The sequence below is a fragment of the Luteolibacter algae genome, assembly GCF_042683045.1.
Classification (GTDB): domain Bacteria; phylum Verrucomicrobiota; class Verrucomicrobiia; order Verrucomicrobiales; family Akkermansiaceae; genus Luteolibacter; species Luteolibacter algae.
Genome location: NZ_JBHUIT010000034.1, coordinates 117689 through 130829, shown reverse-complemented (window position 1 = coordinate 130829; position 13141 = coordinate 117689). Strand labels below are relative to the sequence as shown.

The window sequence follows — 13141 nt, the reverse complement described above, 5'->3', positions numbered from 1 at the left end:
GAGGAAATTATTGGGCTGCTGTTGCTGCTACTTTTGCGGCTTGGAGAGTGCGGACATAGGCGATGATTGCCCACCGGTCACGAACGGAAACATTCGGACCGTAAGCACCCATTTGGCCTTTGCCTTTGGTGATGACTTCGAACATCCGGCCATCCGGGTAGGAGGCGGCGTTGAAAGGATCGAGATGGAGATTCGCGATGCCGGGAACACCATATCGACTGGTGATACCCTGGCCGTCACCGGCCTTGCCGTGACAGACCGCACAATAAATGCCGAAGCGTTCCTCGCCGCGACGAATGAATGCTTCTGCAGAAGCTTCATCCAGAGACAGTTCCTCCGGCATTCCCGTGCCATAATAATCACCTACATGGCCGCTATAATAATAGCCATCCTGGCCTCCGAACTCATATTCAGGGATCCCGCCGATTTCCGTTTCGCCGGTTTCATTGAAGCCAAGGGGTTGTGAGCCTGTGACCGGGTGACGTCCGCCTTGTCTATCGGAAAAGAAATTACTCGGCTCTTGAGCCTGAAGCTTATCCTGTTGATCCATATCAGGGAAAATCTGAATAGGCGGCTTGGAGAAATGCTGACCGCGGAATCCTCCGATCCCGACGACGAGAACGGCGATAAACGCGTATGCTATGAAAAAGTAGCGCATGGCTGTTAGGAAATTAGATAAGGATAAGGGTGATTATTTCTCTTCTTCTTCGACGAGTTCGATGTTTTCGCCGCCAATTTCCGCAAGGAGTTCGCGGGTTCCCTTAGGGCTGAATTTTGCGTCACGGGCTTCGATTGCGATAAAGAAGCCGTCATCTGTTGCCCGATGGAATTGCTTGCTGCCGAAAAGCGGATGATTCAAGCGCGGGAGCTGCATCAGGCCAAGCAGACCGAAAAGAACGGTAAAGCCGGAGAAGAGAATCGTGAGCTCGAACATCACCGGGAAGAAGGCCGGGATGGTGAAAATATTGGTGGGCTTGGCCTGCACGACGGTCGGGTAGATCACGACCTGGGTAACATATGCCAAGGTGAATGCGGTAGCGGTTCCGGTAATGCCTCCGCAGAAAACGAACCACGGTAGAACCGAACGTTTCATCCCCATAGCAGCATCGAGACCGTGGACAGGATATGGTGTGTAGCAATCCCATTTGCGGAAGCCGGCGTCTCGCACCTTCTCAGCTGCCTTATAAAGCGCTGAGGCGCTTTTGAACTCGGCAAGATAGCCATAAACACGTTTGCGGGTGGTGCTCACTGGATAATTATGAATTAAGAGTTATAAAATGGGTTAGTTCTTGGTCTCGGCCAATTCCTGCTGATAAGCGCTGATCTCTGTAGCACCCTTATCCGGATGGGATTCAATGTCATCAAAGTGCGGATCGCTCTCCAGCTTGGTCCATTTGACCTCGGCAATGTTGATGCAGGGAAGAAAACGAAGGAAGAGAAGGAAGAGAGTTAGGAACATCCCGATGGTGCCCACGAAAAGCATCTGATCCTGCGGAGACGGTGAGAATGTCTTCCAATCTCCAGGCAGCCACATCCGGGCAAGCGTGGTGACAATGATCACAAAACGTTCAAACCACATCCCGATGTTGACAAACATTGCCACGATCATCACGACCCACAGATTCTCGCGCATGGACTTGAACCAGAAGATCTGTGGTGAGAGCACGTTGCAGCTCATCATTGCCGCATATGCCCACCAGTAGGGACCTGCGATCCGGAATTTGAACGCAGCCATTTCATACACCGCGCCGGAGTAGAAAGCGACGAAAAGCTCCATCAGATAGGCATACCCCACAATGGTTCCGGTAAGCAAAATGATCTTCGCCATATTATCAATGTGCTTCATCGTGATCAGATCCTGCAGACCATAGATAAAGCGCGCCGGAATCATGATGGTGAGAACCATCGCGAAGCCGCCGAAGATAGCTCCCGCCACGAAATATGGAGGGAAGATGGTTGTGTGCCAGCCCGGGACTACCGATGTCGCGAAGTCAAAGGAAACGACGGAGTGAACGGAGAGAACGAGCGGAGTCGCGAGACCCGCGAGCAAAAGGTAAGCCATTTCGTAATGACTCCATTGGCGGTTGCCACCTCTCCAGCCCATGGCAAAGATCCCGTAGAGCATCTTACGAATGCCCGGCTTGCAACGGTCACGGATAGTTGCGAGATCGGGAACCATCCCGAGATACCAGAAGATCAGAGATACCGTAAAGTAGGTTGAGACCGCGAAAACGTCCCAAAGGAGCGGAGATTTGAAGTTTTGCCATATTCCATTGGCGTTCGGGATCGGTGCCAGGAACCAGGCGAACCATACTCTGCCGACGTGGAACGCCGGGAAAATACCGGCACACATCACCGCGAAGATGGTCATTGCTTCCGCTGCCCGGTTGATGGATGTCCGCCAGTTTTGTCTGGTCAGGAAGAGAATCGCCGAGATCAGGGTTCCAGCGTGGCCGATACCAATCCAGAAAACGAAGTTCACAATCGGCCAACCCCACATCACGCGGTTCGTATTTCCCCATACGCCAACACCGGTTGAGACAAGGTGAAAAAGTCCCCCACCCACACCAATCATGGCGATGATCGCGGAAGGAATGAAAAGCAACCACCAAAGAAACGGTTGTTTATTTTCGATGATGCCACAGATCCTGTCTGTAATCCAATGGTAGGATCTCTCGTTGAGGATGAGCTTCTCACGCTTCAGGACCGGAATCTTTACTCCGGCTTCAGTGTGTGGGGCGGTTTCTGTATTGGATGCCATGGGAATGGGTAAATCTGGAGAAATCAGAGAGAAAATTAGGCGTTGATCGTTGCCTGACCGACAAATTTGGCGTCCGGCATTTTCGGATTCGGGTTTTTCACGCGGGCAAGATAACTGGTGCGTGGGCGTGTGCCGATGTAGTTGAGCAAATCGTAGTTCCGCTCAAGCTCTTTCGCACGTCCCATCTCGGATGCTTTGCCATCGAGTTTATTTCCGAAGGAAATCGCTTCCGCAGGGCAAGCATCCTGGCAGGCAGTTTTCACCGAATCCACAGGAATACGGAGTGCTTCACTGCCGACTTTGACATCCGGAGAAAGCTGACCGCCTGATGCAAGAACGTCCTGCTTCTGACCTTGCTTCTGGCGGATCACCGCATCTTTCAGACGTTGCACACAATAGGTGCATTTTTCCATTACTCCGCGCATACGCACCGTCACGTTAGGGTTTTTCTGAAGCGATTTCGGTTCGTGGTCTTGACGTTCGCCAGCAGGACCTCGGTTGAGATTATTTTTGATCAGCGGATTGCGCTTATTGTAGTCAAAGAAGTTGAAACGACGTGCCTTATAGGGGCAGTTATTCGCACAATAGCGGGTTCCGATGCAACGGTTGTAAGCCATCGCGTTGAGACCATCTTCGGTATGAACTGTTGCGTTCACTGGGCAAACGGTTTCACATGGTGCCGATTCGCACTGCATACACGCCACCGGTTGTGGGACGAGCGCTACGTTATCCGCATCAAAATCGTTGTCCTCTTGGGCTGCGAAGTAACGGTCCATCCGGATCCAGTGCATTTCGCGTCCTTTGGCGACCTGAGCCTTACCGACGATCGGAATATTATTCTCAGACTGACATGCGACCAAACAGGCGTTGCAACCCATGCATGATGAGAGATCGATCGACATGGCCCACTGGTGAAGTGGATCACTCAGGAGCGATTGGGCATTGCCGTCCTTATCCGGGTGCCATGTGGATGAACTTTCAGGTATATAGAGTGAAATGTTCTTCGGTGCATGGGAATCGATGCCCTGCTTTTTAACTCCGGCAAGTTGCTTCTTGAAATCGCCCTTCTTGCTTACCTCGGCAGTTGAAATTTCACGAGCAAGCGCACGACCATACATCGCATGATGCTCTTGGGTTAATGCTACCGAATAACGTTTACCGCTGAGGGTAACCTTCGCGCCAGAGGCATAGTAGCTGCTGTCCGAGGTGCGGAGAGGATATGCGTCGAAACCACGATTCATTCCAACGAGACCCACAAATTTCGAGGCTTTCGTTGTGCGGCCGAGCTCGTCGTCGCCATCAAAACCTTGGCCGTATCCCAATGGAATGATCAGGGTATTCTCCGCCTGGCCAAAGGAAACCAGGACAGGAAAATCGACCGATTTCCCATTAAGAGTCACTGTAATCATCGGTGACTTACGGTTCTCACCCTCACCATCTGCCGGAGAGCCTGCGAGTGGAATTTCCGTCGGAATGATATGATCGTAAATACCGAGTTCTTTCGCTGTTTTTGGCGCGATCAGCACTGCGTTGTCCCAGGTGAGCTTGGAAATCGGGTCCGGCGCTTCCTGGAGCCAGCCATTATCGATCCAACGACCATCGTAAACCGATGCATCTGTGGCGAAGATCACGTCGAGCTTGTCTGTGCCAGGCGCGGAAGCTTTTGCATTCGAAATATCCGCAGGCGCGTTCGCTGCAAGAGCTGGTGTGGCGGATTCATACACGGTCCCATCGGCGAAACCGTTTTTAAGAACCTTTTTCCATTCCGCTTCGGAGCCGCCGAAAGTTTCCTTAACTGCGAGGAATGCCGGTGCGGCAGCCCCCTCTTCTCCTTCACCGGTGGTGATTTTTCCGTCCTCAGCGAGGAATGCCAGGAGTAGTTCGATTTCCGAAACGCAATCCGGGTAGAGAGGAAGGATCATCGGCTGGACGACCGTGTAAACTCCATTCGCAGTCCGGGCATCGCTCCAAGACTCGAGATAATGTGCTGCCGGGACATGCCATGTGCAGGCATAGGCGGTTTCATTGGTTCTATCGCTGAAATGGATACTCGTTTTGGCCTTGGAAAGTGCCTCCGGGAATTTCAGATCAGACGGTGCATCGTAGATCGGATTTGCAGGAGTCATCAGCACCACTGTCTCGATCGCCGCAGAGTTAAGATCCGCGGTAAGAGCTGTGACATCTCCAAAGCCTGTGTTTCCGGTCTGGTAGGCTTTCACACCTGTTCCGATGTTCCCCAGCGCCAAATTGATGGCCAGAGCCAAATGCTTGACAGCAGCCGATTGGCGCGAGCCTGCAAGGACCGCTGTCTTCGCACCGCTGGCTTTGAGATCAGCTGCAAGCTCCTTGATCCAGGAAAGCTGTTTTGAATCCGTGATAGGGGCAAGATCTCCTGCGGAAGCACCAAGCTCGCGAGCGATTTGTGCTGCAACGCTTGCGATCTGGCTGGGAGCCACACGCAGGCGATGGTCAGCCATTCCGCCTGTCAGCGAAAATGCTGATTCCACACTGTAAAGACGGTTCATGCCCGCTGCATCCGCTTGCTTGTTATAGCCAGCGCCCTCGGGCTTGCGGCGGTTGAAGAAACCGATATTGGAGCCTTGTGTATCCGTTCCCGCGAAATCGCAATCAAGCGAGAGGATACGGTCCGCCTGCGCGAAATCGGGAACCAATTTCACCCCTGCGCCAAGAACTGCATCGTCGTTCCCGGAAAGAGCTTCGTATTGATAAAATTTTGAATTGCCGAACTTGGCCTTGAGCTCCTCCACGAGGCGGAGGCGCGTCGGGCTTTCATCATGACCGAAGACAAAACCAATCTTTGCATCTGCCTGCTGGACGATGTCGGTAAAGACGCTCTGGAAATTGTTCAGCTTGTCGGCTTTGCCATGTTTCAGGAACTTCCGGGACCGCGAAGTAGCATAAAGATCCAGGACGGAAGCCTGGGCAAATGCGTCGGTTCCTTCGTAGTCGGGGTGAAGTCTGTTCGGCCCGACTTTGGTCGGACGACCTTCAAAGGTGGTTACCACCAATGGCACCGCACCCGCAGCGCGTGGCATCGAGGAAGCATAATAGGTAGCCTTCCCAGGAATCACCCACTCCGGAGCGTGGGCGTATGGAACAATGTATGCCTCCGGACGGCGGCAAGCAACCATCCCGAAGCCGGCAAGCGCTGTCGAAGATCCCATTAATTTAAGGAAAGTCCGGCGTGACGTATCCAGCTCGTCTTGATTTTCCATTTCAGCGACACCTTGTGGAAATTCGCGGTCCATCCAGGTGCGGAATTCTTTGGTATCCTGAAGCTGTCCGGCACTGCGCCATGAGACGGTTTTTTCGTCTTGCGGGACTTCGGGGTGTTGCAAAATGCGTTTGCTCATATCAGGGCTGCGGAGAAAATTTCAGAAATAAATTGAAGGAAAGAAGGGAGATACCAGAGATCAGTGGTGGCAAGTTGCGCAAGAGGTCTTCGGCTGGATCGAGAATTGCTCCTTGAGCTTGCGTCCGAGATCGAGAGTTGTTTTCACAGACTCATCCTGGGTGTATTTGGCAACATCCGCATCGCTGTAGTTGAGATTATACACCTCTTCCAGAGGGCGGAGGTGATGCTCTGGCGCACGGTGGCAGTCAATACAGAATGCCATCGAAAGCGACTCATGCTGATAAACCACTTCCATGTGATTCACATCTCCGTGGCAGCTCTGGCAGGAAATACCGCGGTTCACGTGAGCAGAGTGATTGAAGTAGACATAATCTGGTGCCTTGTGGACACGCACCCATTCGATCGGCTTACCATCATAACCAGGGAAACTGACATCCATAGAGCGATGCAATGGAGCAAGCTTAGGGCTATCCTTTTGAACATGCTGGTGACAGTTCCAACAGGTATTTCCAGTCGGCACGTTGGAGTGGCCGGACACATCCACGAACGAATGACAGTAACGGCAATCGAGACCAAGCTGATCTACGTGAATCTTATGCGAGAACGGGATCGGTTGAGTTGGCTGGTAACCAACAACTTGTGCCTTCGGAGTTGCATAATAGGCAAACGCCAAAGCTACCCCAGCGCCAACGGTGCCAAGGCAAAATGCAATTTTGAGAGGTAGGAGGTTTGACCAACGTGGAAAAATATTCGCCATGAGAGCTAGGTGAGTGAGGCGGTGAGCCGGACGAAGATTGGGAGATTGTGAAAAATTTCACAAGCGTTTTTCGTGAACTATTTTCGTTTTTTGTGACGATTTTGTTTTTGAGCGGTATTTCCTTTATTTACAGGCACTTATTCCGGTTCTTCGGCGGGTGCGCCAGTCTCGAAACGCATCAGATCCTCGATGAAGGTGAGCGGGATCCCGCCGGTTTCCCCGTTACGGTTTTTGGCAAGCACTAATTCCGCCTTTCCTTCCAGGGCGGCGCGTTCCTCTTCGTTCTCCGCATAGTATTTATTACGGTAAAGAAGCCCGACGAGGTCGGCATCCTGCTCGATGGAGCCGGATTCCCGTAGATCTGACATCCTTGGTATCCCCAGACTCTTGCCTGTCCGGCCTTCCGGACCACGGTTGAGCTGCGCTAGGATAAGAATCGGGATCGATAATTCCTTGGCCAAGCTCTTGATGCCGCCGGAAATTTCCGCAATTTCCCGCTCACGGGAGTTTTCCGCTTGTTTGGTGCGGGATTTCATCAACTGGAGATAATCAATCGCGATAAATTCGATGCCTTCGTCGCGTTTTTTACGCCGGGCCTTTGCCCGTAGCTCATTGATCGAGATTCCTGCAGTATCGTCGATAAAAAGCTTGGAATTGATGATCTGGACCGAGGCGTTCCGGACGCGTTCGAGTTCCTGCCTCTTCGGCGTGTAACCTCGTGAAAGCTGGGACGCGGCGAACTTTGCCCGAGCGAAAAGCAAACGCTGAACCAACTGCGCGGAGCTCATCTCGCAGGAAAAAACCATACACGGCTTTTCCTGATCCAGGCAGATATGCTCCACGATATTCATCATGAACGACGTCTTACCCATCGAAGGACGGGCCGCGACGACAAACATTTCCCCTGCTTTCAGTCCTCCCGACTTTTTATCGAGCTCTTCGAAGCCAGTGCTGAGCCCCGCTGATACCTTTTCTTTGGAGAGCAACTGTTGGAAATTCCTCATAACTTCCTCGACGGTTTGCTTTAGCGTCTGGGTCTGGTTCGTTTCAGAGCTCTCGCGAATTGCCAAAATATTGGCCTCGACGGAGTCCAGCAATGCCGGAACTTCATCCGGTGCCTCATAAGCCTGGGCGACCGCCTCGTTGGAGCTGCGGATGATCGCGCGCAGGACGAACTTGTCTTTTACGTGTTGGAGGTGGTGATGGAAGTGCCCTGGGCTGGGCGCATAGGTGTAGAGCTCGGTCAGATACCCGGGTCCACCCACCCGCTCCAGAAGCCCTCTGTCAAGCAAGCGCTGGACAAGGGATACAAGCTCCACCTCGTGGCCGGCCTCGAACATTTCGATGAGAAAGCCGAACAAAGTCGAGTGGCTCGGCAAATAGAAGTGAGCCGCGGTGAGTTTTTGCTCAATTGCCGCGCCGATATATTCCTGCGGATCCTGCAGCATCGTCGAAAGCAATGACTTTTCCGGTCCTACCGCATGCGGGAGCGCGCGGGTCACATCATCGACCACGGAAGCGCCATCTTGTAGACTTGGACCGGAGTTGTTGTTGTTTTTCGGGAAAGGTTTGAGTGATTCAGCCATGTGCAAAACCCTGTTTGTCAGAAGCGGAGACAGATCGCAATCCATACCCTGCGTTTCGGACGATTTGATTGTCACAACTGTGAACAAGAGGCACTTTCGAGTCCATGCGAGCACTACTACAACGGGTTTCATCAGCCAGCGTAACGATTGACGGAAGAACAGTCTCGGAAATCGCCTGTGGACTTCTGGTTCTCATCGGAATTGAAAGCGGCGATGATTGCTCCGATATCGAATGGCTTTGCAATAAGATTGCCCGGATGAGAATCTTCGAAGACGAACAAGGTAAGATGAATGCTTCCATTGCTGATGTTTCCGGGGAAATTCTGGTTGTCAGCCAGTTCACGCTGCATGCTTCCACCAGGAAAGGAAACCGCCCATCCTTCCTCAAGGCCGCACCCCCGCAGATCTCCGAGCCGCTTTATGAGAGCTTTTGCGAAAAACTCTCGGCAGAGATTGGCAAACCGGTCGGTCGTGGTGTTTTCGGAGCGGACATGAAAGTCGCCCTGATCAACGACGGTCCTGTAACCATCTGGATCGATAGCCGGAACCGAGAATAGCCCTCTGCCACCGGAGGTGTCTAATATTCCGTCACCGCGCTACGCGCTTCATCTCCCACTTCCGGCTCTGGAATTTTCGCAGCTATATCGGAGATTTTCTCGCACGCAGCCTCCCATCTGGCATCGGACCAAGCCACCGGAGCGTCCATTTTTTTGCGGAATTTCCCAAGCCGCTCCTTCGAATCATCCCTCAGCCATGAGGAAATCTCGCCGATTGACTTCGCGGCGATTTCGGCTGAATCCGTCTGGTGACAGATCATTGCCAGATCATTTCCCGCGGCAATCGCGAGCTTGGCATCTTCGCCACGCCCGTAGCGCTTCATAATCGCACCCATATCCAAATCGTCCGTCATCACAAGATGCCGATCGAACCCCAGCTGTCCACGCAGCCAGCCAGTCACGATTTTTTTGGAAAGCGATGCCGGAAACTCCTTATCGATGGAGGGAAACATCACATGGGCGAGCATGATGGAATCCAGCTCCGGCATGAGTGCGGTGTATGGGATAACGTCTTCTTTCATCATTTCCTCAATGGTCGCATCGGATGAAGGCAAGTCCTCATGAGGATCGCATTGCGCCCGACCGCAGGCTGGAAAATGCTTTCCACAGCTGAGCATTCCACGTTTCCGCGTCCAGCGGTTCCACATACCCGCACGATTGATCACATCCTGTGGATCACGTCCCCAGCAGCGCTGTCTCAAGGCGTTTTGCAGGCCGGGAAAATGATCCAGATCCAACACGGGGGCGAAGTTTAAATTCACACCCAGCAATCTAAGTAACTCGGCGGTCGCTTCTCCTGCCCTCGCAATTTGCTCGACTTCAGGCTTCGCGGCAAAAGCGGAGGCAGATGGCAGGACCGGAGCGATATCCTTTGTCCGGGTGACACGCCCGCCTTCCTGATCGATGGAGATTATAGGCTCCAATTCGCTTAAACTGCGGAGATCATCCGTGAGCTTTCTCACCTGCCTGGCGCTCACAATATTTCTGGTAAAAAGAATATAACCGGCAGGCTGCAGTTTCTTGAAAAGCGCCGCCTCATCGACTGTTAGCTCCGCACCCTTTACTCCCAGCAATAGCAATTCACCGTCCATGTCTATCAGTAAGGAAAATCAAATTATCCGGTTTGGCAATAGAGGCTTTGCAGGATCCATTGAGCACAACGGAATATTTGGAATATCCGGTGAAGGTGTGCCATGTTGGAAAATGCCAAAAACATTGGACAAGGAAACTCGTGCGGAAATCGACCGGTCACTCAACGACTCTTACCCACCGATCGAAGACTACGGAATTATCGGCGATTTGCGGACCACGGCACTGGTTGGCCGCAATGGCTCAATTGATTTCATGTGCTTTCCTGAGTTCGATTCTCCATCCATTTTCTGTGCCAATACCGATCGGGTGAAAGGCGGGCGCTTCCAAATCCGGCCATTGCTGGAGGAAATGAACGAAAAGCAGCTCTATCTGCCGGATACAAATGTTCTGATCACTCGATTTCTCTCCACCGAGGGAGTCGGTGAGATCTCGAACTACATGGTGCTATCCGCCGATGAAGGCCCCTGTGAGCAGGCACTGGTAAGAAGGGCGAAGTGTGTCATCGGCGAGGTCTCCTTCCGGTTACTTTTCGCCCCTCGTTTCGATTATGCCCGCGCGCGCCACAAGGTCACCGCGGAGTGTGAAAACTGCCTGCTTTTCGAGTCCGAGGGATCGGATGGCCTGAAGCTCAGGCTCCATTCATCCGTGCCGCTTGAGATTCTTGAAAACGATGGCTACGCGGAATTCACCCTCAAGGCCGGCGAGCACGCGACCTTTACCATGGAAGAGGCAGGTGCCGAGCGCGATAGCCGCTGTGGAAACGAGGAATATTCATCGGATTCGTTTAAAAAAACCTGCGATTACTGGAGGGCATGGATCGCGCGTTGCACCTATGACGGGCGCTGGCGGGAGGCGGTTCACCGCTCCGCACTCGCTCTCAAGCTACTCACTTCCAAGAAGCATGGATCTGTCATCGCGGCACCCTGTTTCGGCTTCCCCAACGAAGTCGGCGGCGTCCGGAACTGGGATTATCGATACACCTGGCTGCGGGACGCATCCTTCAGCACCTACGCACTGATGAGAATCGGCTACACGGAGGAGGCACAGGCTTTCACGAACTGGCTGGAGAACCGCATCAAGGAACTCGGCGACGATGAGGTGTTACAAATCATGTATCGCATTGATGGCACCAAGCTGGATGGCGAATTCCATCTCGACCAGCTGGAGGGATACATGCACTCGAAGCCGATCAGGATCGGCTCGACCAATCATGACCAGATCCAGCTCGATATCTTCGGCGAAGTCATGGATTCCGTCTATCTATGTGACAAATACGGCTCGCCGATTTCCAGGGACCTGTGGATGAATCTGCAGCGACTCATTGCCTACGTCTGCGATCATTGGCGGGATAAAGACGCGGGCATTTGGGAAATCCGGGGAGGCCACCGTGAATTTCTCTACTCCCGGGTCATGTGTTGGGTAGCACTGGATCGCGCGATCCGGCTCGCGTCAAAACGCGGACTTCCCGCCCCAACGGCTCTCTGGCAGGAAAATCGAAATGCCATCTACCATGCTGTTTTCGAGAATTTCTGGGATGAGGAGCAAGGGGCCTTTGTCCAGTCCAAGGGCTCGACGGCTCTCGATGCATCCGCGTTGATCATGCCGCTCGTCCGGTTCATCAGCCCGACGGATCCGCGCTGGCTTTCGTGCCTGAAGGCGATCGAGAACGATCTCGTGGAAGATTCGCTGGTGCACCGCTATCACGTCGGCGAGGCGTTTTCCGATGAACTGGAAGGCAAGGAAGGCAGTTTTTCCATCTGTTCATTCTGGTATATCGAGTGCATTTCACGCTCCGGCGACGTCCAGAAAGCACGGCTGATGTTCGAGAAAATGCTCGGCTACTCCAATCATCTTGGCTTGTTCTCGGAACAATTGGGAAAAAAGGGAGAATTCCTCGGAAATATTCCCCAGGCTTTCACCCACCTCGCCATGATCAGTGCGGCCTTCGACCTGGATCGGAGACTATCGATGCATCCATCACGCAGAGTCCGCGGCGGCCTGGGATAAACCGCTGTCTCGGCAATGAATCGCGAGATGGTGCAATTAGAGTTTAACATTTTCCCGTTGCCGCATAACTTCCGCCCATGCGCCTGACCGATACCTTCGCAGCTCTCAGAGAACAGAACAAGAAAGCCTTCATTGCCTACATTGCCGCCGGAGATCCCAATTTTGATAAATCCCTGGAAATCATGCACACTCTTGCGGACATCGGCGCGGATGTCCTGGAGCTTGGGCTACCGTTTTCCGATCCGCTCGCGGATGGTATCGTCAACCAGATGGCAGCAGATCGCGCGCTAAAGGCCGGAATGAGCACAGCCCGGACATTGGATCTCATCCGGGCTTTCCGGGAGAAAAACCAATCCACTCCGCTTGTCCTTTTCACCTATCTGAACCCCATTTTCACCTATGGATTCGGAAAATTCCAGAAAGAGGCGGTCGATGCCGGAGCAGACGGAGTTCTACTCCTGGATTTGCCCCCTGATGAGGCAGCTCTCTCCGAAGAATTGGCGCAAAACCACGGCCTATCCCACATCAGGCTTATCGCTCCATCCACGCCGCCGGAGCGGGTAAAACTACTCGCCGCACAATCGGAAGGATTCATTTATGCGCTTTCCCGCACCGGAGTTACGGGCGGGCACTCCGCACCAGCCGAAACGATTCCCGCCCAGGTCGCGGCAATCAAGCAACATACCGAAACCCCGGTGTGTGTTGGCTTCGGTATCTCGAACCCCGAACAGGCCGCTCTCGTGGCTAAATCTTCGGACGGGATCATCGTCGGCTCCGCCATCGTCAAACAAGTGGAGCTGAACCTCGAAAATCCTGCCCAGGCTGTCCGCGAGTTCACGCTTCCCCTGATTCAGGCGATCCGCTGATCCACCCTGGTTCCAAAATCAAGTTTGATTTCCTTCTCCATATCGGAGAGAGCGCTTCGTCGTAAGCTGCCATCTCCGATTTTGGAGTTTTTTTGTTTAGTCCATCGGCGAAGGAATTTTTACAAAGAAGTTACTCCCG

The 13141-nt window shown here is 53.1% G+C and carries 10 protein-coding genes; 3 read left to right on the top strand and 7 right to left on the bottom strand.

The features are described 5' to 3' along the window. Nucleotides 1-7: 7 nt before the first annotated feature. The 6 genes from ACFSSA_RS15040 to dnaB form a co-directional block, all read right to left on the bottom strand. On the bottom strand, nucleotides 8-658 hold the full coding sequence (locus ACFSSA_RS15040) for a c-type cytochrome (protein ID WP_386821449.1): 651 nt from the start codon (nucleotides 656-658) through the stop codon (nucleotides 8-10). 33 nt (nucleotides 659-691) lie between these two features. Beyond that, nucleotides 692-1249 (bottom strand): DUF3341 domain-containing protein, encoded by a 558-nt coding sequence (locus ACFSSA_RS15035; RefSeq protein WP_386821448.1) that lies wholly within the window; start codon nucleotides 1247-1249, stop codon nucleotides 692-694. Nucleotides 1250-1282: 33 nt separating this feature from the next. Next, on the bottom strand, nucleotides 1283-2761 hold the full coding sequence (nrfD, locus tag ACFSSA_RS15030) for an NrfD/PsrC family molybdoenzyme membrane anchor subunit (RefSeq protein WP_386821446.1): 1479 nt from the start codon (nucleotides 2759-2761) through the stop codon (nucleotides 1283-1285). Between the two features lie 35 nt (nucleotides 2762-2796). After that, entirely contained in the window at nucleotides 2797-6135 is a 3339-nt protein-coding gene (locus tag ACFSSA_RS15025) for a TAT-variant-translocated molybdopterin oxidoreductase (protein WP_386821445.1), read from the bottom strand. A 60-nt stretch (nucleotides 6136-6195) separates the two neighbouring features. Beyond that, nucleotides 6196-6894: a cytochrome c3 family protein gene (locus ACFSSA_RS15020; protein WP_386821443.1), complete on the bottom strand. Its 699-nt coding sequence runs from the start codon at nucleotides 6892-6894 to the stop codon at nucleotides 6196-6198. A gap of 137 nt (nucleotides 6895-7031) precedes the next feature. Beyond that, nucleotides 7032-8480 (bottom strand): replicative DNA helicase, encoded by a 1449-nt coding sequence (dnaB, locus tag ACFSSA_RS15015; protein ID WP_386821442.1) that lies wholly within the window; start codon nucleotides 8478-8480, stop codon nucleotides 7032-7034. Nucleotides 8481-8584: 104 nt separating this feature from the next. Between dnaB and dtd the strand changes: the two genes are divergently transcribed. Continuing rightward, complete coding sequence (gene dtd, locus ACFSSA_RS15010; RefSeq protein WP_386821440.1) at nucleotides 8585-9037, top strand: D-aminoacyl-tRNA deacylase; 453 nt, start codon at nucleotides 8585-8587, stop codon at nucleotides 9035-9037. Between the two features lie 20 nt (nucleotides 9038-9057). On the opposite strand, the gene nagZ is transcribed toward dtd, so the two are convergent. Then, on the bottom strand, nucleotides 9058-10128 hold the full coding sequence (gene nagZ / locus ACFSSA_RS15005; RefSeq protein ID WP_386821438.1) for a beta-N-acetylhexosaminidase: 1071 nt from the start codon (nucleotides 10126-10128) through the stop codon (nucleotides 9058-9060). Nucleotides 10129-10240: 112 nt separating this feature from the next. On the opposite strand from nagZ, the gene ACFSSA_RS15000 reads away from it, so the two are divergent. Beyond that, entirely contained in the window at nucleotides 10241-12136 is a 1896-nt protein-coding gene (locus tag ACFSSA_RS15000; RefSeq protein ID WP_386821436.1) for a glycoside hydrolase family 15 protein, read from the top strand. Nucleotides 12137-12213: 77 nt separating this feature from the next. Next, the gene (gene trpA / locus ACFSSA_RS14995; RefSeq protein WP_386821434.1) at nucleotides 12214-13002 is read left to right on the top strand and encodes a tryptophan synthase subunit alpha; all 789 of its coding nucleotides are present in this window, start codon (nucleotides 12214-12216) and stop codon (nucleotides 13000-13002) included. The last annotated feature ends 139 nt before the right edge of the window (nucleotides 13003-13141 follow it).

What these genes read in the sequence shown, in the direction of transcription:
- ACFSSA_RS15040 (WP_386821449.1), bottom strand. Translation starts at nt 658, where the DNA reads ATGCGCTACTTTTTCATAGCATACGCGTTTATCGCCGTTCTCGTCGTC.
- nagZ (WP_386821438.1), bottom strand. Translation starts at nt 10,128, where the DNA reads ATGGACGGTGAATTGCTATTGCTGGGAGTAAAGGGTGCGGAGCTAACA.
- ACFSSA_RS15020 (WP_386821443.1), bottom strand. Translation starts at nt 6,894, where the DNA reads ATGGCGAATATTTTTCCACGTTGGTCAAACCTCCTACCTCTCAAAATT.
- dtd (WP_386821440.1), top strand. Translation starts at nt 8,585, where the DNA reads ATGCGAGCACTACTACAACGGGTTTCATCAGCCAGCGTAACGATTGAC.
- nrfD (WP_386821446.1), bottom strand. Translation starts at nt 2,761, where the DNA reads ATGGCATCCAATACAGAAACCGCCCCACACACTGAAGCCGGAGTAAAG.
- ACFSSA_RS15000 (WP_386821436.1), top strand. Translation starts at nt 10,241, where the DNA reads ATGCCAAAAACATTGGACAAGGAAACTCGTGCGGAAATCGACCGGTCA.
- ACFSSA_RS15025 (WP_386821445.1), bottom strand. Translation starts at nt 6,135, where the DNA reads ATGAGCAAACGCATTTTGCAACACCCCGAAGTCCCGCAAGACGAAAAA.
- dnaB (WP_386821442.1), bottom strand. Translation starts at nt 8,480, where the DNA reads ATGGCTGAATCACTCAAACCTTTCCCGAAAAACAACAACAACTCCGGT.
- trpA (WP_386821434.1), top strand. Translation starts at nt 12,214, where the DNA reads ATGCGCCTGACCGATACCTTCGCAGCTCTCAGAGAACAGAACAAGAAA.